The sequence below is a fragment of the Microbispora amethystogenes genome, from assembly GCF_016863015.1.
GTDB classification, from domain to species: domain Bacteria; phylum Actinomycetota; class Actinomycetes; order Streptosporangiales; family Streptosporangiaceae; genus Microbispora; species Microbispora amethystogenes.
Genome location: NZ_BOOB01000052.1, coordinates 71119 through 94124, shown reverse-complemented (window position 1 = coordinate 94124; position 23006 = coordinate 71119). Strand labels below are relative to the sequence as shown.

21 protein-coding genes are annotated in these 23006 nt (G+C 72.2%); 10 read left to right on the top strand and 11 right to left on the bottom strand.

Annotated elements, in window-relative coordinates; translation table 11 throughout:
* Nucleotides 1-11 precede the first annotated feature (11 nt).
* Entirely contained in the window at nucleotides 12-167 is a 156-nt protein-coding gene (locus tag Mam01_RS30330) for a hypothetical protein (protein ID WP_204288615.1), read from the bottom strand.
* Between the two features lie 212 nt (nucleotides 168-379).
* On the opposite strand from Mam01_RS30330, the gene Mam01_RS30325 reads away from it, so the two are divergent.
* Nucleotides 380-634 carry a heavy-metal-associated domain-containing protein gene (locus tag Mam01_RS30325; RefSeq protein WP_204288614.1) on the top strand — a complete coding sequence of 85 codons (255 nt, stop codon included), beginning with the start codon at nucleotides 380-382 and terminating at the stop codon, nucleotides 632-634.
* A 16-nt stretch (nucleotides 635-650) separates the two neighbouring features.
* Here the strand turns inward: Mam01_RS30325 and Mam01_RS30320 are convergent, their stop codons facing one another.
* Genes Mam01_RS30320 through Mam01_RS30310 form a run of 3 tightly spaced genes read right to left on the bottom strand, consistent with a single transcriptional unit; the run spans nucleotide 651 to nucleotide 5006 of the window.
* Nucleotides 651-3650, bottom strand: a complete 3000-nt coding sequence (locus tag Mam01_RS30320) for an AfsR/SARP family transcriptional regulator (RefSeq protein ID WP_204288613.1) — start codon at nucleotides 3648-3650, stop codon at nucleotides 651-653.
* Between the two features lie 43 nt (nucleotides 3651-3693).
* On the bottom strand, nucleotides 3694-4809 hold the full coding sequence (locus tag Mam01_RS30315) for a flavin-containing monooxygenase (RefSeq protein ID WP_204288612.1): 1116 nt from the start codon (nucleotides 4807-4809) through the stop codon (nucleotides 3694-3696).
* Nucleotides 4806-5006 (bottom strand): heavy-metal-associated domain-containing protein, encoded by a 201-nt coding sequence (locus Mam01_RS30310; RefSeq protein WP_204288611.1) that lies wholly within the window; start codon nucleotides 5004-5006, stop codon nucleotides 4806-4808. Before Mam01_RS30310 ends, Mam01_RS30315 begins: the two co-directional genes overlap by 4 nt.
* A gap of 216 nt (nucleotides 5007-5222) precedes the next feature.
* Between Mam01_RS30310 and Mam01_RS30305 the strand changes: the two genes are divergently transcribed.
* Nucleotides 5223-8528 carry a heavy metal translocating P-type ATPase gene (locus tag Mam01_RS30305; RefSeq protein WP_204288610.1) on the top strand — a complete coding sequence of 1102 codons (3306 nt, stop codon included), beginning with the start codon at nucleotides 5223-5225 and terminating at the stop codon, nucleotides 8526-8528.
* 144 nt (nucleotides 8529-8672) lie between these two features.
* Here the strand turns inward: Mam01_RS30305 and Mam01_RS30300 are convergent, their stop codons facing one another.
* From Mam01_RS30300 to Mam01_RS30280, 5 genes are all read right to left on the bottom strand, one after another.
* Entirely contained in the window at nucleotides 8673-11180 is a 2508-nt protein-coding gene (locus Mam01_RS30300) for an HNH endonuclease signature motif containing protein (RefSeq protein WP_204288609.1), read from the bottom strand.
* Nucleotides 11181-11354: 174 nt separating this feature from the next.
* Nucleotides 11355-12044, bottom strand: coding sequence for a hypothetical protein (locus tag Mam01_RS30295; protein WP_204288608.1), 690 nt, complete (start codon nucleotides 12042-12044; stop codon nucleotides 11355-11357).
* Between the two features lie 370 nt (nucleotides 12045-12414).
* Nucleotides 12415-13608 (bottom strand): AI-2E family transporter, encoded by a 1194-nt coding sequence (locus Mam01_RS30290; RefSeq protein ID WP_239101741.1) that lies wholly within the window; start codon nucleotides 13606-13608, stop codon nucleotides 12415-12417.
* A gap of 216 nt (nucleotides 13609-13824) precedes the next feature.
* A complete protein-coding gene (locus Mam01_RS30285; protein WP_204288607.1) occupies nucleotides 13825-14763 on the bottom strand; it encodes a YihY/virulence factor BrkB family protein in 939 nt (312 codons plus the stop codon).
* A gap of 59 nt (nucleotides 14764-14822) precedes the next feature.
* A complete protein-coding gene (locus Mam01_RS30280; RefSeq protein ID WP_150936200.1) occupies nucleotides 14823-15254 on the bottom strand; it encodes a CBS domain-containing protein in 432 nt (143 codons plus the stop codon).
* Between the two features lie 142 nt (nucleotides 15255-15396).
* On the opposite strand from Mam01_RS30280, the gene fbp reads away from it, so the two are divergent.
* Together fbp and Mam01_RS30270 are read left to right on the top strand one after the other, a co-directional pair.
* Nucleotides 15397-16518, top strand: coding sequence for a fructose-1,6-bisphosphate aldolase/phosphatase (gene fbp / locus Mam01_RS30275; protein WP_150936198.1), 1122 nt, complete (start codon nucleotides 15397-15399; stop codon nucleotides 16516-16518).
* Nucleotides 16519-16545: 27 nt separating this feature from the next.
* Nucleotides 16546-16764 (top strand): DUF1918 domain-containing protein, encoded by a 219-nt coding sequence (locus Mam01_RS30270; RefSeq protein ID WP_239101740.1) that lies wholly within the window; start codon nucleotides 16546-16548, stop codon nucleotides 16762-16764.
* Between the two features lie 21 nt (nucleotides 16765-16785).
* Here the strand turns inward: Mam01_RS30270 and Mam01_RS30265 are convergent, their stop codons facing one another.
* The gene (locus Mam01_RS30265; RefSeq protein ID WP_239101739.1) at nucleotides 16786-17418 is read right to left on the bottom strand and encodes a phosphoribosyltransferase; all 633 of its coding nucleotides are present in this window, start codon (nucleotides 17416-17418) and stop codon (nucleotides 16786-16788) included.
* Nucleotides 17419-17515: 97 nt separating this feature from the next.
* Here Mam01_RS30265 and Mam01_RS30260 point away from each other — a divergent pair, with 97 nt between their 5' ends.
* Nucleotides 17516-18550, top strand: a complete 1035-nt coding sequence (locus Mam01_RS30260) for a LacI family DNA-binding transcriptional regulator (protein ID WP_204288605.1) — start codon at nucleotides 17516-17518, stop codon at nucleotides 18548-18550.
* Between the two features lie 5 nt (nucleotides 18551-18555).
* Here the strand turns inward: Mam01_RS30260 and Mam01_RS30255 are convergent, their stop codons facing one another.
* A complete protein-coding gene (locus tag Mam01_RS30255) occupies nucleotides 18556-19554 on the bottom strand; it encodes a DUF418 domain-containing protein (RefSeq protein ID WP_239101738.1) in 999 nt (332 codons plus the stop codon).
* 122 nt (nucleotides 19555-19676) lie between these two features.
* Here Mam01_RS30255 and Mam01_RS30250 point away from each other — a divergent pair, with 122 nt between their 5' ends.
* From Mam01_RS30250 to Mam01_RS30230, 5 genes are all read left to right on the top strand, one after another.
* Complete coding sequence (locus Mam01_RS30250) at nucleotides 19677-20972, top strand: sensor histidine kinase (protein ID WP_239101737.1); 1296 nt, start codon at nucleotides 19677-19679, stop codon at nucleotides 20970-20972.
* Between the two features lie 35 nt (nucleotides 20973-21007).
* Nucleotides 21008-21631 (top strand): response regulator, encoded by a 624-nt coding sequence (locus Mam01_RS30245; RefSeq protein WP_204288632.1) that lies wholly within the window; start codon nucleotides 21008-21010, stop codon nucleotides 21629-21631.
* 75 nt (nucleotides 21632-21706) lie between these two features.
* Nucleotides 21707-21979 carry a GlsB/YeaQ/YmgE family stress response membrane protein gene (locus Mam01_RS30240; protein ID WP_204288604.1) on the top strand — a complete coding sequence of 91 codons (273 nt, stop codon included), beginning with the start codon at nucleotides 21707-21709 and terminating at the stop codon, nucleotides 21977-21979.
* 145 nt (nucleotides 21980-22124) lie between these two features.
* Nucleotides 22125-22370 (top strand): HypC/HybG/HupF family hydrogenase formation chaperone, encoded by a 246-nt coding sequence (locus Mam01_RS30235; RefSeq protein WP_150936189.1) that lies wholly within the window; start codon nucleotides 22125-22127, stop codon nucleotides 22368-22370.
* The gene (locus Mam01_RS30230; RefSeq protein WP_204288603.1) at nucleotides 22367-23002 is read left to right on the top strand and encodes a hypothetical protein; all 636 of its coding nucleotides are present in this window, start codon (nucleotides 22367-22369) and stop codon (nucleotides 23000-23002) included. Before Mam01_RS30235 ends, Mam01_RS30230 begins: the two co-directional genes overlap by 4 nt.
* Nucleotides 23003-23006 lie beyond the last annotated feature (4 nt).

The following is a 23006-nucleotide window of genomic DNA, read 5'->3' as shown; positions in this document are numbered from 1 at the left end:
GGGTGCGCGGGTCAGAGGAGGGCGAGCCAGCGGCGCCGGGCCCGGCGCGTGCCGGCGGGGGCGGGCCTGGTGGCCGGGAAGGTTCTCCGGTGCTGTTCCGCCTCCTGCAGCAGCTCGTGGTGCCGCAGGTGGATCAGCTCGGGAAGAACGGGGAGAAGGGGGTTCACGGTGGCCTCCGGTTCGGGCTGTGCCGGCTGTGTCGGGCTGTTGTGTCGGGCTGTGTCCGGCTTCGGGGTGACAGCACGACAGTCCCGGTCCGGGCTGTCCGCGGGCTGGCCGTGCGCTGGCCCGCGCCGGCCCTGCCGGACAGGCCGGAACGGAAAGGGCCGGACAGCGGGCGGACAGCGGACCGCCAGAGAAGGACGGCACGCTTTCCGGCATGGCAGACGAAAGCCGTCAGGGGGCGGCGGAGACGACGAGCATTCGGGTGCCGGCCATGCTGTGCCGGACGTGTGTCCGCCTGCTCAGCAGGCACGTACGGGACGTTCCTGGCATCGCCTCGTTCGAGATCGACGCCGCCGGGGGGCTCCTGCGCGTACGCGGGCCAGTGGACGCCGGAGAGCTCCTGGCGACGCTCGCCTCGGCGGGGTTCGCGGGCGACCGGTGCCGTCACCTGCGGCCGGACGCCGGTTGACCGGAGTTCGCGCCGCTCAGGTCGTGAGCGCGGTGGCCGTCTCCCGGGCGCGGGCGGCCTCGTCCGGCAGGCCCGCCGTCTCGGCGCAGGCGGCCAGGAACGACCACAGCCGGGCCCTGGCCCAAGGGAACTCGCCATCCTTCAGCAGCGCCAGCGCGTCCCGGCACTCGCGGACGGCGGCCCCGGCGTCGCCGCGGGCGTACGCCATGCGGGCGCGGCCCCACGCCGCCCACGCCTGGCAGCGGGGGTTGTACGCCCGGCGCGCCACGTCCTGAGCCTGGGCGAGCAGCGCCGCGACGTCGTCGCCCTCGTCCAGGTCGAGCCGGGTGTGGGCGGTGTGTACGAGGGCGAAGGCCAGCCCGTGGAGAGACCCCCGGCCCCGCACCCAGTCGACCGACTCCCCGAGGACCGTCAGGGCCTCCTCCCGCCGCCCGGACTCACGCAGCGCGATGCCGAGATGCGCCAGGATCGCGCTGCCCATGATGCGGTCGCCGGCCGAATGGGACAGGTCGAGACAGAACCTCCACTCCCTGACCGCGGCCTCGAAGTCGCCCAGGCGCAGGGTCAGCAGCGAGTCGAGATACTGGGTCATGAACCGCCACCAGCCGTCGTCGGAGTCGCCGAGGTCGCGGCGGCTCTGCGCGACCATCGCGCGGCAGCGCTCGGGGTCCCCGCCGTACTGGCCGGCCCAGGCCACCACGAGCCGGGAGATCGCGGCGTTGGGCACGTCGCCGATCTCCTCGAAGACGGCGAGGCTCTTCTCCGCGGCGGCCACCGAGTGGGGCGTCGGATAGTAGACGTGGAGGAGGCCGATGCCCTGCAGCGCGCGGGCCCGTGCGCCGGTGGAGCCGCCGCCGGTCTCCAGCAGCGCGGTCAGCGCCCGCGTGCCCTCGTGACGCAGCCCGTAGTTCCAGAACCACAGGAGCGCGCAGGCCAGGCGGAACCCGCTCTCGGCGTCGCCGCTGTCGACGGCGTGGTCCACGGCGGCGCGGAAGTTGTCGTGCTCGTCGCCCAGCCGCGCGAAGACCGCGATGTCCCTGACCCGCCTGCCGTGCTCCTCGGCGTAGCGGGCGAAACAGCCGAGATGACGGTCGCGGCAGGCCCCGGCCTCACCAGCCTCCTCCAGACGGGCCCACGCGTAGTCGCGTACGGTGACGAGCAACCGGAACCGCCCGGTGGCCGGCTCGGGCACCACGAGAGACCGGTCGACCAGCCGGAACAGCAGGTCGAGCACCTCGCCCCGGACGATGCCGTCGAAGGCGCACACCTCCTCGGCGGCGGCCGGCGTCCAGCCGCCCCGGAACACCGCGAGGCGGCGCAGCAGCCGCCGCTCGGCCTCCGGCAGCAGGTCGTGGCTCCAGTCGAGCGTGGCGCGCAGCGTGCGGTGCCGGGCCTCGCCCGTACGCGGTCCCGCCGTCAGCAGGGAGAACCTGTCGGCCAGGCGGGCTTCGATGTCGGCCGGAGACAGCGCCTTCACCCGGGCGGCGGCCAGTTCGATGGCGAGCGGCATGCCGTCGAGCCGACGGCAGATGGACGCGACGACGGGCGCCGTCTCGGCGTCGAGGGTGAACGAAGGCCGTACGGCGCGGGCCCGCTCCACGAAGAGCCGCACCGCCGGCCCGGCGTTGTCCGGCTCGTCGGTGACCGGACCGGAGGGGATGGCGAGCGGACCCACCGCGACCTGGACCTCACCGGGGATCGCCAGCGCCTCCCGGCTGGTGGCCAGCACGCGCAGCCCCGGGCAGGCCGCGGCCAGCCGCTCCACGAGGGCGGCCACCTCGTCCACCACGTGCTCGCAGTTGTCGACCACCAGCAGCGGACGGCCGTCCCGCAGGTACTCCTCCAGAGCATCGGCCGGCGCCGCGCCCTGCGGTGCGACGCCCAGTTCGGCGGCGAAGGCGCCGGCGACGTCCGTCCCGGGCTCCAGCGCCGCGAGGCGGACCAGCAGCACCCGGTCGGCGAGCGTCTCGTCCACGTGACGGGCGATCTCGTACGCGAGGGTCGTCTTGCCCATCCCGCCCGGGCCGGTCAGCGTCACGACCCGTGCCTCCGCCAGGCGTTCCAGCGTCGTCGCGATGTCGTCCTGACGGCCGATCACCGACGTCAGTCGCTGCGGCAGCCGCAGTTGCCGCCGCTGGGTGAGCTGCGCAGGCGGTGGGCCGGCCGGTGAAGTGGACGGGGGGACGGAGGGCGGGATGGATGGCGGGGCGGCGGCGGACGGCACCTGCTGGCGGAGGATGGCCTCGGCGAGCGCCTGGAGCTCCGGCGACGGATCGATCCCGAGCTCGTCGGCGAGCCCCCGCCGCAGCGCCTGGTAGGCGGCCAGCGCCTCCGCCTGCCGCCCGCCGCGATAGAGCGCGAGCATCAGCAGGCGGTGCAGCCGCTCCCGCAGCGGGTGCCGCGCGACCAGGCGTTCGATGTCGGCGACGGCCTCGTTGTGGCCGCCGGACTCCAGCAGGAGCTCGTAGCGGTCCTCGACCGCGCCCAGCCGCAGCTCCTCCAGCCGGGCGCTCTCGGTCGTCGCCCACGCGGTGGCGCCCACGTCGGCCAGCGCGGGCCCCCGCCACAGCCGCAGCGCCTCGTCCAGGCGGCCCAGGGCCGCGGTGACGTTCCCGGCGGCCGTCTCCGCACGGGCCGAGACGAGCAGCCGCTCGAACACGTGGACGTCGACGGACTCCGGCGGCACCGCCAGCCGGTATCCGGGCGCCTGCGTGACCAGGACGTCCCCGCCCAGGCCGGCGGCGGCGAGAGCGCGGCGCAGCTTCGACACCCGGATCTGCAGCGCGTTCGCCGCGTCCGCCGGCAGGTCCTCGCCCCACAACGCGTCGGTCAGGCTGTCCACCGGCACCACCCGGCCGCAGGACAGCGCCAGCCGGGCGAGCAGGGCCCGTACGGACGGCGGCAGCGCCGCTGTACCTGCCGCTGGACCCGCCGTGGGACCTGCCGCTGAACCCGCGCCGTCCACCCGCACCTCGGTCGGCCCGAGGACCGCGAACGTCACAGCCGTGTCCCGCATGTCACTCCTCTTGCATCCCCCGTACGGCGGAGATTGCCCAATATTACGGGGCGATGAGTGATTTGCCGGGTTGACTGGCCGACGTGGTCAGGCGGCCGGCCAGTGCGGCCGCGTCGCGGCCGATCCAGCCGAGGACGGACGAGCCGCGGGCGCTCTGCCAGGGCAGCCCGAGGAAGTACAGCCCGGGCCATTCGGTGACGCCCTCCTGGTGCATCGGGGCGCCGCGCTCGTCCAGCACCGGCACGTGCAGCCAGGGGTAGTGCGGGCGGAATCCGGTCGCCCACACGACCGCGCCGGGACGAAGGCGCCTCCCGCCCGCGAGGAGCACCTCCGGCCCTTCGGCCCCCACGACGCGCTCCACCCGTTCCACCCGCCGCATCAGCCGCTTCACGTCCATACCGATGATCATGTCCGGCCGGCCTCTGAGGCGCCGCCCGAGCCGGCTGCCGGCGCGGACGTCCATGAACCCGAGCCGGGAGAACCACCAGAACAGGTCCCGGCCGAGCATCCGCTGGGGCAACGCCAGGCCCAGCGACGGCGCGGACAGCCGGACCCGCCGCCCACTGCCGGCCAGCTCCTCGGCGATCTGCACGCCGGTGTTGCCCGCCCCAACGACCAGGACCTCCCCCATGGGAAGCTGCTCCGGGCGGCGGTAGGCGCTGCTGTGCACCTGGACCACCTCCGGGGCGAGGCCGGAGGCGAAGTCCGGCGTCCGCGGCGTGTGGAACGCGCCCGCCGCGACCACCACCCGGGCCGCCGTGCAAGACCCCGCCGTGGTCTCGACCCGGAACCCGTCCCCGTCTCTTTCCCTGTGGCTTTCCCCGTGTCTTTCCCCGTACGGCCGTACGGCGGTGACCTGGTGTTCCAGACGGACCGGGAGGGCGAAGCGCCGCACGTACTCCTCCAGGTAGGCGGCGACCTCGTCCTTGCCGGGATGGCCGTCCGGGTCACCCGGGAACGGCAGACCCGGCAGCGCGTCGTACCGGCGCGGGGTGAACAACGTGAGCGAGTCCCATCGGTGCCGCCATGCGTCGCCCACCCGCTTGTTCGCGTCGAGGATGGCGAACCGCAGGCCGGCCCGGCGCAGGTGGTAGCCCAGCGCCAGCCCGGCCTGCCCGCCGCCGACGATCAGCGTGTCGTAGTCAGGGCGGGAGCTCATCGTGCCACCTCATACCCGGCGTCGGCGATGGCCTCGCGGACGGCGGCCGGATCGGCGGCGCCCGTCACCAGCACGGTCTTGGCGGTGAAGTCGACGGCCACCGAGCCGACGCCCGGCACCTCGCCGACGGACTCCGCGATCGCCTTCACGCAGTGACCGCAGCTGATGGTGGGGACGGACAACACAAGCTGGTTCATCGTTCGCTCCTTCGGGTTCCGAGCCGCCGAGTGCGGCCCGGACGCTTCGCACCCTCCCGTACGCCGCTGTCCGTCCCCTGTCCCCCTCTGTCCCCCGCCGCTGTCTCCCGCTGCCGCCCGCGGACAGCGGCGGGAAAGCGCCGCGCGAAAGCGTCCGAGTCGTTCACCTGAACTAACTCGGACTCACTCGGACTCACTAATGGGAGGTGGGGAGCGATGACGACCGCGACGAGCGTCACGGTCTCCCGCGCGCTGGAGATCGGCGGGATGACATGCGCGTCCTGCGTACGCAGGGTGGAAAAGGCCCTCACTCGCGTCGACGGCGTGACGACGGCCGAGGTGAACCTCGCCACCGAGGTCGCCACGGTCGCCTTCGACCCGGCGCGCGTCACGGTCGAGATGCTCGCGGAGTCGGTGGGCCGGGCCGGATACACGGCCGCCCCCGTACGCGAGAACCCGGAGGCGGGCGGGCCGCAGCCGGACGGACCGCAGCCGGAACCGGAGGACGAACAGGACGCGGACCGGGAGGTCACCCGGCTGAAGCGCACCTGGCAGGTCACCCTCGCCGCCGGGCTGTCGATGATGGTGCTGATGTACGTGCCGCTGCCCATCGACGCGATGGACTGGCTGATGCCGCTGCTGCTGGTCGTCGCGACGATCGTGCAGTTCTGGGCGGGCCGCCCCTTCTACCGCGCCGCCTGGGCGGCGGGCCGGCACGGCGCGGTCAACATGCACACGCTCGTCGCCATGGGCACGACCGTGGCGTACGGCTACAGCGCGTTCGTCACCCTCTGGCCGGCCGCGGCGGAGCGGGCCGGGCTACCCCTGCACGTGTACTTCGAGATCTCCGTCGTCGTCATCGCACTCGTTCTCATGGGCCGGTGGATGGAGGCGCGGGCCAAGAAGCGGACCACCTCCGCCATCCGGGAGCTGCTCGGTCTGCGGCCGAAGACGGCGCGCGTCCTGCGCGGAGACGCCGAGGTCGAGGTGCCGGTCGAGGAGGTCGCCGTCGGCGACCTGATCCGGGTGCGTCCCGGCGAGAAGATCGCCGTCGACGGCGTGGTGACCGCCGGCTCCACCACCGTGGACGAGAGCATGATCACTGGCGAGAGCATGCCGGTGCGCAGGGGCGAGGGCGACCCGCTGATCGGGTCCACCGTCAACCGCACCGGGTCGGTGGTGATGCGGGCCACCGCCGTGGGGCAGGACACGACGCTGGCCCAGATCGTCCGGCTGGTGGAGGAGGCGCAGGGGTCCAAGGCGCCCCTGCAGCGTCTTGCCGACACCGTGTCCGGCTGGTTCGTGCCGGCCGTGATCGGCGTCGCCGTGCTCACCTTCGGCGTCTGGGCGCTCTTCGGCCCCGACCAGGGACGGCTCGCGTTCGGCATCGGCACCGCCATCGCCGTGCTCATCATCGCCTGCCCGTGCGCACTCGGCCTGGCCACCCCCACCGCGATCATGGTGGGCACCGGCAAGGCCGCCGAGCTGGGCATCCTGATCTCCGGCGGCAACGCGCTCGAACAGGCCCGCCGCCTCACCACCGTCGTACTCGACAAGACCGGCACGCTCACCCGGGGCCGTCCGGGCGTGACCCATCTGACCCCCGCGCCCGGATTCGACGCCGACGAACTTCTGGCGTACGTCGCCGCGGCGGAGACGGGGTCCGAGCATCCCCTCGGCGAGGCGATCGTCACCCGGGCCCGGGAGGCCGGGCTCAGCCTGCCGCAGGTGGAGCGTTTCGAGGCCTTACCCGGCCACGGCGTGGAGGCCTGCGTCGGCGGCCGTAAGGTGCTCGCGGGCAACATCGCGCTCATGCGGCGTCACGGCGTGCCGACCACCGAACCGGAGCCGGTCGCCGCCCAGACGGCTGCAGTGGTCGCCGCAGTGATCGCCGCGGAAGGCGCCACTCCCGTGTACGTCGCGCTCGACGGCCGCCTCGCCGGGGTGATCGGGGTGGCCGACACGATCCGGCCCGAGTCCCGTGAGGCCGTCGAACGGCTGCGCGCGCTCGGACTGGACGTGTGGATGCTGACCGGCGACAACCAGGTGACCGCCGACGTCGTCGCCCGGCAGGTCGGGATCGACCACGTCATCGCCGACGTACGGCCCGAGGACAAGGCCGCCCGCGTGGCCGCCCTGCGCGAGAGCGGCGCGGTCGTCGCGATGGTCGGCGACGGGATCAACGACGCCCCGGCGCTCGCCACGGCCGACCTCGGCATCGCCATCGGCACCGGCACCGACGTCGCCATCGCCGCCTCCGACATCACCCTCGTCGGCGGCGACCTGCGCGGGATCGTCTCGGCCATCGACCTGTCGCGCCGCACCGTGTCCACCATCAAGCAAGGGCTGACCTGGGCGTTCGCCTACAACGTGCTGCTGATCCCGGTCGCCGCCGGAGTGCTGTATCCCTTCAACGGCGTGCTCCTCGACCCCTCCCTCGCCGCCGCCGCGATGGCCATGAGCTCGGTCAGCGTGGTCACCAACGCCCTGCGCCTGCGCCGCTTCCGGCCCGGCACGTCCCGGTCGTGGGGTTCCCGGCTCGCCGACTGGAGCTACCTCCTGGGCATCGCCGCACTCGCCGTCGCCGTGGGTGCCGGCTTCACCGCCCTCAGCCGTACGGAGGCGGCGCAGCGCGGGATGAACGGCGTGCTCGCCTGGGTGCAGGAAACCGGCATGCCGATGCGCCCGACCATGAGCGTGATGATGACGGCCGAGACCGAACCCGTGCCCGCGGAGGAGGCCGGCGTCCGGATGGACGTCCAGGTCCCCCGTGACGTCGTGCCCGGCGTCCCCACCACCGTGCGCATCCGCGTCACGGACCCCGCCACCGGCCGCCCCGTCGAGGACGTCGTACGCAGCCACGAGGCGTGGATCCACTTCGTCGTCACCCGGGCCGACCTGGGCACCTTCGCCCACGTCCACCCCGAGCCCACCGGCCGGGCCGGCGAGTTCTCCGTCCGGCTGACCTTCCCGACCGCCGGACGCTACCTCGTCAACGCCGAGTTCCGGCGGCAGGGCGAGATGGCCGACGTCCTCAACCACCATGAGCTCACGATCGGCGACCCGGAGACCGCCCCGGCCGTACGGACCACCTCCCCGTCGCCGTCGCCGTCGCCATCGCCGTCGCCTCGCGAGCAGGTCGTCGGCGGCCTGCGGGTCACCCTGACCGGCGACGCCGAGGTAGGCGGCAGAAGCGACTTCACGTTCCGCTTCGCCGACGCCGCCACCGGCAGGCCCGTCTCCGGCCTGCGCCCCTACCTGGCCGCCGCCGGGCACATCGTGGTCATGCCGCTCGACGGCAGCGGCTTCGCCCACGAGCACGCCGAGGCCGAGGACGACAAGGGCCGCCCGGTCTTCGCCCTGCCGGGGCAGACCTTCGGGCCCGAACTCGGCCTGCACGCCGAGTTCCCCCGCCCCGGCCTCTACCGCCTGTGGGGACAGTTCCGCGACGCGACCGGCCAGGTGCTCACCACCACCTTCACGGTCGAGGCCACAGCCGAGGCCACGGTCGAGGCCCCCTGAATCGACCGCCACAGATCGCAGCACAGATCCCAGGAGAGAGCCCCGCCGCATCTCCCCACACGCCACGCTGAGCCGGCAGGGCGTCGCCGGGGTCTTCACCCCACGTTCGGCATCTGCGCGGCGTCCGCTCCTCACGCCCCGCCCCTACACCCGCAGCCGGGTGCTGTTGGGATTGCGGTAGGTGAAGGCCCAGCGGTCGTCGCCCACCTTGCGGCGGGTGTAGCGACTCGGGTGGCGGTAGCGGTCGCGGTTGTGGAACTGGCATGCCGGCCCGAGCAGCTTGAGGTCGGTCAGCCCTCCGCTGCACCAGTTGTCGGCGTGGTCGATCTGGCACAAGGTGGCGGGCAGCGGGCAGCCGTCCACCCAGCAGGTGGCATACCGGGCGAAGACGGCCCGGCGCTGGGCCGGGGTGGCCAGGCGGACCTTACGGCCCATGTCCAGCACCTGCCCTGCGGCGTTCATGACGATCCTCACCAGAGTGCTGGTGCGAGCCAGCCGGTGCACGCTGGAGACGGGCAGCAGATGCCCGGTCGCCAGGATCAGCCCCGGCAACCCCCGCAACCACACCCCCGGCGGACCATTCACCCCCACCCCCGACCGAGCACCGGCGCTGCCTACCGCCCACGGCGGACCGCCGTGTTCCGCACCCGGCGAAGTGTCGGCTTCCACCCCCGCCCAGCCGCCACCTCCCAGCCAGGCGTCACCTCCCGGCCACGCGTCACCTCCCGGCCAGGGCTCATCTCCCGGCCAGGCACCGCCGCCCTGTTCCGCACCTGGCGAAACGTCGGCTCCCACCCCCGCCCAGGCTTCACCGCCAGGCCAAGCGTCGCCGCCGTGTTCCGCACCCGGCGGAACGTCGGCTCCCAACCCCGGCCAGGCGCTGCCGCCGTGCTCGGCACCCGGCGGAGCGTCCGAGCCCGTGCCCCACGGGGTATCGAGTCCCGCACCAGCCATCCCGCCCTGCGTCTCAGCCGACGCGGAGGCATGCGGGTAGTCCCCTGTCTCACCGTCACGAGCAGGACAGCCGCCGCCAGAGCGGTTCCGGCCAGCGCGGCCGGGAGGACGGTACTCCCCCGGTCGGTCCCCGCCGGGGCGGCCGTAGGCACGGCGGTCTCCGGGACAGTCCCCGCTGGGGCTGTCCTCGCTGTGGGGGCCAGGGGCGTCGTCACACTCGGACGAGGGATCAGGGGCATTCGCCTGCGGCGCACATGTGCGCCGCGAATCCCACCCTTGCCATCTCCGCATGTCTGCCTCGTCGGCGCGACCCTGCCAGGCGTCACCGACCGCACCACGGTCGGCGGCATGCGCAGGATCGGCATGCGCAGGATCGGCATGCGCAGGATCGGCATGCGCAGGATCGGCATGCGCAGGATCGGCGTGCGCGGGATTGGCGTGCGCGGGGTTGGTGTGCGCGGGGTTGGTGGAGTGGGCGTGGTCGACTGTGGGGGCGGTGTCTGTAGGGGCGGTGTCTGTAGGGGCGGTGTCTGTGGGGGCAGTGTCTGGCGGGTCATCGGGGAGGGATTCGGCGTTGACCAGCACCAGGAGCTCGGTGGCGATCTTGCTCTCCAGGAGCGCGATCAGCGCGTCGGCGTTCCGCACACTCAGCGTCCGGTCATCGCCCTCGGCCTTCGGCTTGGCGTAGACGTCGAGCCAGTGCTGCAACCGCGCGGCGGCCTCCACCGGCAGGTAGAACTCCCCCTCCACACCGCCGTTCCTGCGCCGACGCACCCGGAAGAACCGGCGGTCGAAGTCCGCCTGCTCATCCTTCTCATGCCCGTCAGGGTCGAGCACCGCGCGCAGGTATCGCCCCGCCTTGGCCACCTCCGCCGCGCCCGCCGATTTAGCCAGCTCCAGCAAGATCCCCTCGGCGGTGGTGGCCTGGTCGTCGGTCAGCCCGGCGGTGGCGGTGCAGATCGCCTCCACAATGCCCTCGGGCAAGCTGCCCTCCGCGAACAGGCGGCGCACGTCCTGCAGGCGGACCAGCTCCACGCTCATCGTCAGCAACCGGCCGGCTCCCGCAGGGGTCATCCCCCCGGCGGAACGCAGCCACAACTTGGTGGAGGCATGCCCATGGCTCTTCGCCTCCCCGGCCCGGTGGACGCGGCCGACCCGGGCGGCCAACGCGCTGGTGATGCGGTCACGGGCCGACAACAACTCCTCGGCCTCAGCCAGGCAGACACCCGAGTCCTCCGGCACCGGTGCCAGCGCCACCGCCCGCGCCGCCTCGACAACCGCAGCCACCGCCACCCATGACGACGACCCCGCGCCGGAAGCACCACCACAAGCATCGCTGAATGCATCCCCGGTGTGATGGGCGGCGGCGGGAGAACCGGCTCCGAGGTCGGGAACATCGGCATCGCCAAGAGCCCCATCAGAGGAAGGGTCGCTCGTGATTCCGTCGCTGACGGGGTCATCAACGGCAGCGGTACCGGCACGAGACGTGAATGCCCGAACGAAAGTGAAATGCGCCGGGGTGCCGAATCGAATCGCGTCCTCTCGCGCGTCGGGATCGACGATCGGCACGTATTCACGGGCAAGCGAACCCTCGGGAGACCAAAGGGGCGAGCGGGAGATAAGCCGCTCCCACCAGTCGCCATCGCCGTCATCGTTCGAACGATGAGGGTGTGCAGGGTCATAGTTGAACAGATCCATCACACCTCCCCATCAATTCGAAAGCCTGTATTAATTCTCCCATGGCAACGCGCCGTGAACACCCCAGCGCCGAGAATAGTTGGGGCTACAGCGCAAATTTCCTATTCGCCACTTATGCGGAATTCACCCCCTTGCCCCTTATGCACAAATGGGGATGGGACTGCGAACTCAGGCTCAGGGGACGGTGGCCAGAAGATCGGCCAGGGCGTGGACCGCTCTGGAGATGCCGACGGCGGCGAGACCGGCACCCACGAGGTTGAGGCAGATGGACAGCACACAGCCCTGGCCCCCGCGCAGCGGGCGGGGAATCGGGTTCTGCGGCTCCAGGCCGTACCAGAGGGACCGCGGCTCCAGCAGGAGGAACAGGATCGCGCCCACCCCGCCCACCCAGAAGAGCCAGAACCAGGCCCATCTGTTGCCCCAGCGCGGCTGACCCGCGCCGAGCATGGTGAGGAGAGTGACGAGCCACGCTGCGCCGACGATCCAGGGCGCGCCGGGGAATGGCACCTGGAAGGCCCATGGTGAGCGCGAGTTGTTTTGGTCGCCGGCCCAGCGCCAGACGACTGACACACGCTGGTCGCCGGTCTCGGTTTCGCGCGCGAGATCACGGCGGACGCGGGCGGCGTCCGTGCCCCGATCGACCTCGTACCACATCAGAGGGCCGGCCGACCACCGTAACCGCAGCGGACCGCCGTTGAAAACGATCACGGAGGTGACCTGATCCGCACGCAGCGCCGCCTCGAACTCGGCGGCCGTGCTCTCGCGCGGGAAAGTGCTCAGAACGGTCAGAAAAGCGCCCCAGAGCAGGATGACAAGCAGTACGACGCGTATCCACAGGCCCGCGATCCGGAAGGGAACCCGCATGACCGGCGCTCTCTCCTGCGGATACACGCCCCTCCGATCGTCAAGGCCCGTACGGACGTCACTACCGGACTACCGCGGGCATTTTCACCCCACTGCGGGACCACTGTGGGACGCGGCCCGACACGAAGTGCGGCGACGGCGTCACAGCGACGTGCCGTTCGAATCCGCCCATGCGCTGTTCACAGACCCCGGCTCGCGAACGCGACGTGCCACCACCGGCGCGTACCGCTCACGGTCCGAAACGACAGTCGCGAAACCCGCCCATTCCGCTCCATGCCGACCCATGCCGAAAGCGTACGTGTTCATCGCCCGGAGCACGTACGCCCGTTCGGAGCAGGGCATGAAACGAAGACAAAGCAGATATGACTCGCTACAGCCGATCCTGGCGGGGCATCACGACCTCGCGGGCTATCAGGAGCAGGGCGGCCGCCAGGGGGATTCCGAGCAGCGCGCCGACGATGCCGAGCAACGCGCCGCCGAGCAGCGCCCCGACGATGGTCGCCACGGGCGGTACGTCGACCGACGACTTGAACACCTTCGGGGAGATCCAGTAGTTCTCCACCTGCTGGTAGATGATGAAGAACACCGTGCAGGCGACGCCCACCTGGACCGACACGAGGAAGCCCACCCCCGAGGCCACCACCGCGCCGATGACCGCGCCGGCCAGCGGGATCAGGTCGGTGACCGCGACGAAGATGGCCAGCGCCAGCGCGTACGGCACCTTCAGCATGGACAGGAACAGGAAGGTCACCACTCCGGCGATCAACGAGATGATCAGGTTCCCGGCGACGTAGCCGCCGATCTGGTTGATGATCTCGTCGCCGAGCAGCCGGACCCGCGTACGGCGCGAGCGCGGCACGAACCGGTAGGCCGTCTCCTTGATGGAGTTGAGGGACCCGAGGAAGTAGAGCGTCAGGATGAGCAGGGTGAACCCGCTGAACAGCGCGCTGATCAGGATGCTCGCCACGCCGAGGAGACCGCCGAACATCTGGGTGGCCAGCTTGTCGCCGGTCACGTACTGCTGGAGTTTGTCCAGGACCTGGTAGCGCTCGTCCACCGAGCGGATCAGCGGGTGGTTCTGCAGTTGCTGCACATACTCCGGCAGGTGACCGAAGAACCCGGTGGTCTGCTCGGTCAGCGGCGGCACGACCGCGAGGCCGAAGGCGACGAAGAACGCGATCACCGACCCGAACACGATCGTGATCGCGACGCGGCGGGACAGGTTCCGGCGCTGGAGGGCCTCGACCGCGGGATTCAGGCCGATGGCCAGGAACAACGAGACCACGATCAGCACGAGCGCCGAACCCGCGCTGGCGATCGCCTGCACCAGCAGCCAGGCGGTGAGCACGCCGAGGGCTCCGGTCAGGCCGAACATGAACGGGTTGCTCCGCAGTGGGCGCCCGGGCATGCCGAACGGCCGGTCGAGGGGCGTCATCGCGACCCCGTCACCCGCCCGGTCGTCCGTACCCGCGTCGGTAGCGACGCCTGCACGCGTGTCCCGGACCGTCTCGCCGCCGGTCCCGCCACCGGCGTCGGCATCGGTGTCGGCATCTGTGCCAGCCACCGGCCGGTCTGGAGACGTCGGAGAGTCGGCCGGCTCCACTGTCCCTTCACTCTGACCAGGGAGTGAGGGGAAGACGCTGGAGATGCCGCTGGAGATGCCACTGGAGATGTCGCTGCCTGGGGAACGACCGGTGTCGGACACGCCTCCCCTACTGCCCAAACAATCTACGATTTATCGTGACAAATGCCGTGCAGCGCACCCTCATCCCGGCGCGCGTCAAGGGCGGTCAAGGGGCGATCCGGGAGCATCCGGAGCACCCGGGGTCTCGGGAGCACTGGGGGCACGGCCCGGGGCACGCGCGGCCTTCGCCTCTCGCGCGTGGCGTTCGATCGCGCCGTTGATCTCCGCGCCGAACAGCACGACCAGCGAGGAGAGATACAGCCAGAGCATGAGCACGACCACCGCGCCCAGGGCGCCGTACGTCTGGTCGAAGCGGCCGAAGCCGCTGACGAAGACCGACAGGCCCACCGAGACCAGCAGCAGGGCCGGTATGGCGAGTCCCAGGCCCCACCCGACCGACCGCCACCCGGGTTCCAGCCGGGCGCCGGGGACGTACCGGTAGAGCAGCGCCAGCCCCACGCCGAAGAGCAGGACGAGCATCACCCAGCGCCCGGCCGAGACGGCCGCGCGAGCCGTCGCGCCGAGCCCCAGGTGACCCAGCACCACCGGGAACGCGGCCACGAGCGCCAGCAGGACGGAGGTCCCCGCGATGGCGGCGACCGTGAGCAGCAGAGCCGTCAGCCGGGTACGGAGGAAGCCGCGGTCCCGCCGGCTGCCGTAGATCGCGTCGACGGCCCGGACGAGCGCCTGTACGGCACGGGACGAGGCCCACAGCAGCGCGACCAGGCTGAGCGCCAGTGGCGCGCCGAAACCCCGGTGCCCGGCGCGCACCGCATTGGTGAGCTGGGAGACGAGCAGCCGGGCGACGTCCGGGGGCAGCGGCCGGGTGAACGACGCCAGTTGCCCGGCCACCTGCCGGGGGTCGGCCACCAGCCCGTAGACCGCCACCACGACCATCAGCATCGGAAAGATCGACAGCGTTCCCCAGAACGCGATGCCGGCGGCCAGCAGGGACAGGCGCTCGCGGGACGCCTCCTCCCGCACCCGCCGGATGATCGCCGGCCACTGCCCGGCCGGAGGCCACACCCGTCCCATGATCACGCCGTCCCGGCGCGATCCCGGCCGAACGGAGCGAACTCCGCCACAAGCCGCATCTAGTCGCTCTGCCGCTGCGGCTCGCTGATCTCCTTGACCACGGGCGTGAGCAGGTCGGCGGTGAGCTGGTGCATCTGGAGCAGCAGGTCGTCGATGGTCAGCATGCCGACCACCCCCGCCTCGTCCGCCACCGGCAGCCTGCGGAAGGAGTGACGGCGGAAGGTGTCGAACGCCACCTCCACCTCGTCGCCGGGCCGCACCACGACGGGACGCTCCGACATCACCCGGCCGACGGGCGTGTCCCCGTCCCCGTCGCGGGCGAGCACGCGAAGGGTGAGGTCGCGGTCGGTCACGACGCCCGTGACGCCCTGCCCCTCCGAGACGACAACGCACCCGACGCCCGAATAGTCCATGTGCCGCGCGACGTCCCGCACCGGGGTGACCGGCGGGACGACCACCACGGGCGTGGACATCACATCTCTGATCTTCATGGCCGGCACTCCCCCCGCGCCCGCCCAGGGCCCTGTCTTCAGCTCACTCCTACCCGCCGTACGGAAGTCCCGTCCTATTTGTGACCTAGTGCTCTTTTTATTCCCAAAAATCCAGATAAGGGTGTATTTGGAGGTGATGACCATGATCACGCTGAGCGTCATCAAGGCCGACACCGGAGGCTTCGTCGGCCACTCCGCCGTGCATCCCCGGTTGGTCGCCGAGGCCAGGCGGGAGATCGAGCGGGCCAAGTCCTCAGGACTGCTCGTCGACGGCGCCGTCGAAAGCTGCGGCGACGACATCTCGCTCATCATGACCCACACCTACGGCCCGGAGGCGGGGCTGATCCACTCCTTCGCCTGGGACACCTTCCAGGCGACCACCCACATCGCCAAGGATCTCGGCCTGTACGGCGCCGGGCAGGACCTGCTGTCGGACGCCTTCTCCGGCAACCTGCGCGGCATGGGCCCGGGCTACGCGGAGCTGGAGTTCGAGGAGCGGCCGTCCGAGCCCGTGCTGTGCTTCCTGGCGGACAAGACCGAGCCGGGCGCGTGGAACCTGCCGCTCTACAAGATGTTCGCCGACCCGTCCAACACCGCCGGCCTGGTGATCGACGAGAAGATGCACGCCGGGTTCGCGTTCGAGGTGTTCGACCTCTACGAGGACCGCCGCATCGTCTTCGACTGCCCGGCCGACCTGTACGACATGCTCATGTACATCGGCGCCCCGGCCCGCTACGTGGTCCACGGCGTACGGTCCAAGACGCTGGGCACGACGGCGGCGGCGACCAGCACCCAGCGGCTGTCGCTGATCGCGGGGAAGTATGTCGGCAAGGACGATCCGGTCATGATCGTACGCTGCCAGTCGGGCCTGCCGGCCGTCGGCGAGGCGCTGGAGCCGTTCGCGTTCGCGTACTCGGTGGCGGGGTGCATGCGCGGCTCGCACCACGCGCCGTTCATGCCGGTGCCCGTCGGGCAGGCGCACCCGTCCCGCTTCGACGGCCCGCCCCGGGTGGTCGCGCTGGGCTTCCAGATCAAGGACGGCAGGCTGGTCGGCCCGCGCGACATGTTCGACGACCCGGCCTTCGACGGCGCGCGGCGGCAGGCGAACGAGGTGATGGACTATCTGCGCCGCCACGGCCCCTTCGAGCCGCACCGGCTGCCGCTGGAAGACCTGGAATACACCACGATGGCCTCTCTCACCAAGCGCCTGGCGCACCGCTGGACGCCGATCACGACCGAGGTCGCCACACCGGCGGGGTTGTGATGAGAGGGTCGTGATGAGAAGGCTGTGATGAGCATGAAGGCGGCGGTCGGCGACCGGCTGGTCGTCGAGAGCGTCCAGCGGGGCGGGACGGGCCGCGTGGGGATCGTGATGGCGCTCTACCACACCGACGGCTCGCCGCCCTACCTCGTACGCTGGCTGGACGAGGAGGGGGAGACGCTGTGCTTCTACCCGGGCCCCGACGCCCGGATCGAGCACTTCGTGGAGTGGCGCCCGGAGAGCCCATAAGAGCACTGAGCCCGCAAGGCGTCAGGAACGCAGGCACTCCATGACGTCCTCGTCGCTCGTCTGGGTGAAGTCCTCGTACCACGCGCCGATGGCCCAGAAGTGGTCCGGGGTGTCCAGGCACACGATCTCGTCGGCGTCCCCGCGCAGGCTCGCGATCGTCTCGGGCGCGCCCACCGGCACCGCCAGCACCACCCTGGACGCGCCGTGCGCGCGGGCGACCTGGCAGGCGGCGCGGGCCGTCCCGCCCGTCGCGATCCCGTCGTCCACCACGATCACCGTACGGCCGGCCAGGTCGACGGGCTCGCGGCCGCGCCGGAACCGGCCGGCCCGGCGCTCCAGTTCGGCCCGCTCCCGGCGTTCGACGACCGCCATCTCGTCGTCGGTGAGCCGGGCGAGCCGTACGACGTCGGGGTTGACCACCCGCACGCCGCCCTCGCCGATGGCGCCGAACCCCAGCTCGGGCTGGTACGGCACGCCCAGCTTGCGGACGAGGATCACGTCCAGGGGCGCGTCGAGGGCCCGGGCGACCTGGAGCGCCACGGGCACCCCGCCGCGGGGCAGCCCGACGACGACCACGTCACCCTGGATGTCACCGGAGTCACGGAGCTCACGCAGGCGCTCGCCGAGGAGGAGCCCAGCGTCACGACGATCCACAAACACGACATTCACCCCCAAAACTGACGGTACGCGGCCTCGACGGGCAGGGAGAGCCGCGGGTGAGACCTGATCGCCTGTCCTGCATACTGGGGCGGTGACCGCGACCGACCGGGCCCCCGGCGGGGAGCTTCCCCGGCACCGGCCGACTCTGGCCGAGATCGCCAATCTGGCGGGCGTGTCTCCGCCGACCGTGTCGAGGGTGCTCAACGGGCAGGCCGGGGTCGCCCTGGCCACCCGGCAGCGGGTGGAGTCGGTGCTGCGGGAGCACGGCTACCGGCGGCGTGACAGCGAGCCCGCCGCCATCCTGGAACTGGTCTTCCACGCCCTGGAGAGCCTGTGGGCACTGGAGATCATCCAGGGCGTCGAGCAGGTCGCGCGGGAGCGCGGGCTGGCCGTGGTGCTGACCGAGATGCAGGGCAGGCTCACCCCCGGCAGGGCCTGGACCGAACAGGTGCTCGCCCGCCGTCCCACCGGAGTCGTGGCGGTCTTCTCCGAGCTCACCGTGCAGCAGCAGTCCCAGCTCGCCACCCGTTCGATCCCCCTGGTCGTGCTGGACCCGACCGGGGAGCCGCTGCACCAGACGCCGTCCGTCGGGGCCACCAACTGGAGCGGCGGGATGGCCGCCACCCGGCACCTGCTCGACCTCGGCCATCACCGCGTCGCCATGCTGAGCGGGCCCACGCAGTGGCCGTGCTGCCGGGCCCGGCTCGACGGTTTCCGGGCCGCGATGGACGCGGCGGGCGTCTACGTGGACCCCGCCCTCGTGCGGATCAGCACCCTCTATGTGGAGGGCGGGTTACGCGACGGCGCCGAACTCCTGCGCCTGCCCGACCCGCCGACCGCCGTCTTCTGCTCCAACGACCTGCAGGCCCTCGGCGTGTACGAGGCCGCCAGGCGGGCCGGGCTGCGCGTCCCGGAGGACCTCAGCGTGATCGGGTTCGACGACCTGTCGTTCACCCAGTGGGCCGGGCCGCCCATGACGACCGTACGGCAGCCGCTCGTGCAGATGGGGGCCACCGCCGCGCGGATGGTCCTCCGGCTCGCCGACGGCGAGCCGCTCGAACAGCACCGCGTCGAACTCGCCACCACCCTCGTCGTACGGGAGAGCACCGCGCCGCCGCGCACCTGACTCCTTCACGGCCGACGGCCCCAGGTGGCCCACCGCCACAGCCACTCCAGCGGGCCGTACCGGTGCGTGCGCTGCCAGAGCACGGACCACAGCCACTGGACGGCGAGGATGACGGCCGAGGTCGCCACCACTCTCGCCGAGGACCATGCCTCCGGCGAGCACCCGCAGAGGCGGGCGGCCAGCAGGACGAGGACGGTCGCGGTCAGGTAGTTGGTCAGCGCCATCCGGCCGAGCGGCGCGAAGACGGCCCGCAGCGCCGGCCGGAGCGGCGACCGCAGCAGCACGAGCAGAGCGCAGACGTAGACCCCCGCGAGTAGCAGCCCGGACAGGGCGAGCGCCCGCCCGAAGCCGGGGTCACCGGCGTCCTGGCCGGCCGACCACCACAGCGCGGGCGCCGCCGCGACCGCGAAGGCCAGCCCGAGCAGCGCCGGAACCCGGGTGGACCGCTCGATCCGGGCCGTGACGCCGTATCGGGTCAGTGCGGAGCCCAGCAGGAACAACCCGGCGACCAGGGTGAACCTCTCGCCGCCGAGGAAGAGCGACACCGCGACGAGCACGGGGGCGAGCCCGGCAACCAGCCGGCGCGGGAGCCACGTCGAAGGCAGCAGGATCACCAGGCCGATGACGGCGTACGTGCTCAGGATGTCGCCGGGCCAGAGCAGGAGGAAGTGCGCCAGCCCGGCCGCGAGCAGCACGAGGAGCCGGCGCAGCAGGATCACCCTCGGCCGTGCCACCCGGGCGGCGGCCGACTCCAGCAGCAGCGAGAACCCGACGCCGAACAGCAGCGAGAAGATCGGGAAGAAGCGCTGCTCGACGAGCAGGCCCATCCAGGCGTCGTCGGGGGTCGGCGGCTCGGCAGCCCGCCAGAGGTCTCCGGTGTGGGCGATGGGTTTGACGTTGGCGAGCAGGATCCCGCACAGCGCGAAGCCGCGCACCACGTCGAGCGCCGTGATGCGCTCACGTCGCGTGGCGTGTTCCGTGGGAGTTGTCGTAGGAGCTTCCATGAAAGCCGCATCCTGCGGGGACCCGTACGGCTCCGGCATCGGCCGCAAGCGGGAATCGGGCGGCACGGGACCATACTTTCGGCCGGTTCTGCCCGGGCCGCCGATCTCATAGCCTCGGGCCTGTGTTCATCCAAGCCGGGGAGTACGAAGCCGGGGAGTACGGGGGCAGGAGGTACGGGGGCGGGCGGGCCTGGAGATGGGCGGCCGACGCCCTGCTGGCCGCCGTGTTCGTCGTGGTCCTGGCGTTCTGGGCCTCCCTCATCGCCGGCAGCTGGGGTGACGGCTACTGGCGGTTCGACTGCGCCGCGGGCGCCGCGGTCTGCGCCATCGCCCTGGCCCGGCGACGCGACCGGGCGTGGGCGGCGGTGGCGGGCCTGGCCGTGGCGGCGACCGCCGTCCTGGCCGCCAGGTTCGCCGGCCTGCCCGCCGAGCCCGGCCCCGGGATGGCCCTCGGCCTGGCCGTGCTGGTCGCCTCGGCGGTCAGGAACCTGCCGGTCCGTACGGCCTGCGGCGTGGCGGCCGGCGGCCTGGCCGTGGCCGTCGGCAGCCTGCTGACCGCGCACACGTTCGCCGCCGGGGTGCCGTCGGTCACCGCGATGAACCTCGCGACCTGGGCCGCCGCCGTCGCGGCCGGGCTGTGCCCGCGGCTGCTCGACGCCCGCAGGCGGGCCGTCGCGGAGGCGGTGCGCCAGGCCGAACGGCTGGCGCTGGCCCGGGAGTTGCACGACGTCGTCGCCCACCACGTCACCGGCATCGTGGTGCAGGCGCAGGCCGCCCGGCTCGTCGCGAGCCGGAGCCCCGAGAAGGCGGGCGACGCCCTGGGCCAGATCGAGACGGCCGGGTCCGACGCGCTGGCCGCGATGCGACGCGTCGTCGGCCTGCTGCGCGTCGCCGAGCGTGGGGCGGGCGGCTCCCGCGACGGCGCGGCCGTCGCCGGGCCCGAAAGGCTCGGCGACCTGGTCGGGCGGTTCGAGGCCGGGGGCCGCCCGGTGCGCCTGCGGCTGCCGCGCGAGGAGGAGACGGCGGCGTGGCCGCCCGAGGTGGCCTCCACGGTCTACCGGGTGGTGCAGGAGTCGCTGACCAACATCGCGCGCCACGCGCCGCGGGCCCGTGCGGTCACGGTCAGCGTCGAACGGGACCGGGACGTCGTCGTCGTGGAGGTCGCCGACGACGCGCCGCCAGGGCCGCGCGGGCCCGGGGCGCGTGGGGGATCGCGGGGTGGATCGCGGGGTGGATCGCGGGGTGGATCGCGGGGTGGATCGCGGGGTGGATACGGCCTGCTCGGAATGCGCGAGCGGGTCGAGGCGCTCGGCGGCACGCTGCGGGCCGGGCCGCGCCCCGGATCCGGCTGGTCGGTGCTCGCCACCCTCCCTATGCCCCACCATGAACCCCGCCTGGAACCCCGGCGCGACCGGTGAAGACGATCAAAGTCCTGGTGGCCGACGACCAGGCGATGGTCCGCGGCGGCCTGCGGCTGATCCTGGAGGACCAGCCCGACATCGAGGTGGTCGCCGAGGCGGCCGACGGCGCCGAGGCCGTCGAACTGGCCCGGCGGCTGCGACCGGACGTGTGCCTGGTCGACGTGCGGATGCCCCGGCTCGACGGCATCGAGGTCACCCGCCTCCTGGCGGGCCCAGGAGTCGCCGAGCCGTTCAAGGTGGTCGTGGTCACGACCTTCGACCTGGACGAGTACGTGTACGGCGCGCTGCGGGCCGGCGCGGTGGGCTTCGTGCTGAAGGACTGCGGACCCGCCCTGCTGGTGGAGGCGGTGCGGGCCGCGCGGGCCGGGGACGCCCTCGTCTCCCCCTCCGTCACCCTGCGACTGCTGCGCCACCTCACCACCCACTGGACCACTCATCCGGCCGCCCGGCTTGATCATCCCCTCTCGAACCGGGAGATCGAGGTCGTCCGGGCCGTCGCGCGGGGCCGTACCAACCAGGAGATCGCCGCTGAGCTGTTCATCTCGCTCAGCACGGTCAAGACCCACGTGTCGGGCATCCAGGCCAAGCTCGGCGTGCGCAACCGCGTCCAGATCGCCGCATGGGCCTGGGAGAACCACGTCATGGGTCGTACGTGACACAACAGCCCAAAATGTGTCAAATCACCTGAAACGGGCAGAAGGGGGACAGCAGAACTAGAGGAGGGTGGCAGCATGGCCGTAAGCGGCATCATCTCCGCCATAATCATCGGACTCATCATCGGCGCCCTCGGCCGGCTGGTCGTGCCCGGGCGTCAGGCCATCCCGATCTGGCTGACCATGGTGATCGGCATCATCGCCGCCCTCATCGGCACGGCGATAGCCCGTGGTCTCGGAGTGGCGACCACCCCCGGCATCGACTGGCTGGAACTGATCATCCAGGTGGCCCTGGCGGCCCTGGGCGTCGTCGCCGCCGTGGCCGTCTTCCGCCGCAGAAGCGTCGGATAGGCTCACCCGGCGTCTTCTCCGACGGCCCCGGCACATGCCGGGGCCGTCGGCGCGTTCCGGGACTTCACCGACCTTTACGCAATCACCGACTTCCTTTGATTTCCCCCGCCCCTGGGCGGCGTACGGTCGTTTCTCGGGGGTCGACATGAACTGCGGTGAAGAGACGTGTGTCACCTGCTCGGACGAGGCGGTCGCGGTCACCGTCGTACGGCTCCTCGACGCCGGCCTCGCGCTCGCCGACACCGGCCGCGGCCGGGAGGTGGTGAGCGTCGCCCTGGTGGACGTCCGGCCGGGCGACGTCGTGCTGGTCCACGCCAAGGAGGCCATCGCCGTGGTCCCCGGTGGTCTGGAGTCCGGTGGTCTGGTCTCCGGTGAATGGAGGCGCTCGTGAAAGAGGCGGGCCCGATGACGGCGCCGGTGGAGCACCGCATGCGCTGGGAATTCGGCGTGCTCGTGCCGCCGGGTTTCCCCGGCGAGCCGTCGGCCGGTGTGACCGAGTGCCTCCTCGAGGCGGACCCGGACGCGACGATCGACCTGCGCCTGCGGTTCCTGCACGTCAGGTGCAGGACGGTGGAGCGGGAGGAGGACGACGGCTACTGGCCGGTGCCAAAGCTCACCGTCGCCGGGCACGACTACCTCGGCTTCGACGAGGCCGTCGAGCGGGAGACCCGGGCCGTCCTGCCCCTGACGGACGGGCGGCGCACGGTCGAGGTCCACGTGCCCGGGGGCCGGGAGATCGAGCCGATCATCGCCGCGAGCGGGGAGCGTACGGGCCGCGTCATCTGCGAGCACCAGCCGATCCACGCGGAGATGCGGGTCTCCGCCGAGCGGCTGCCCGGCCCGTACGGGCTGGTCAGGCTGAGGGTCGAGGTGCACAACACGGCCCGCTGGGAGCGTGCGGACGCGCCGCGCGAGGAGGCCCTGCGGCACTCGCTGGTCGCGGCCCACCTGCTGATCGGCGTCAGCGGAGGAGCGTTCGGCCCGGCCCCCGCCGGCGAAAGCCCGCAGGTTCGGGGGACGTGACGGC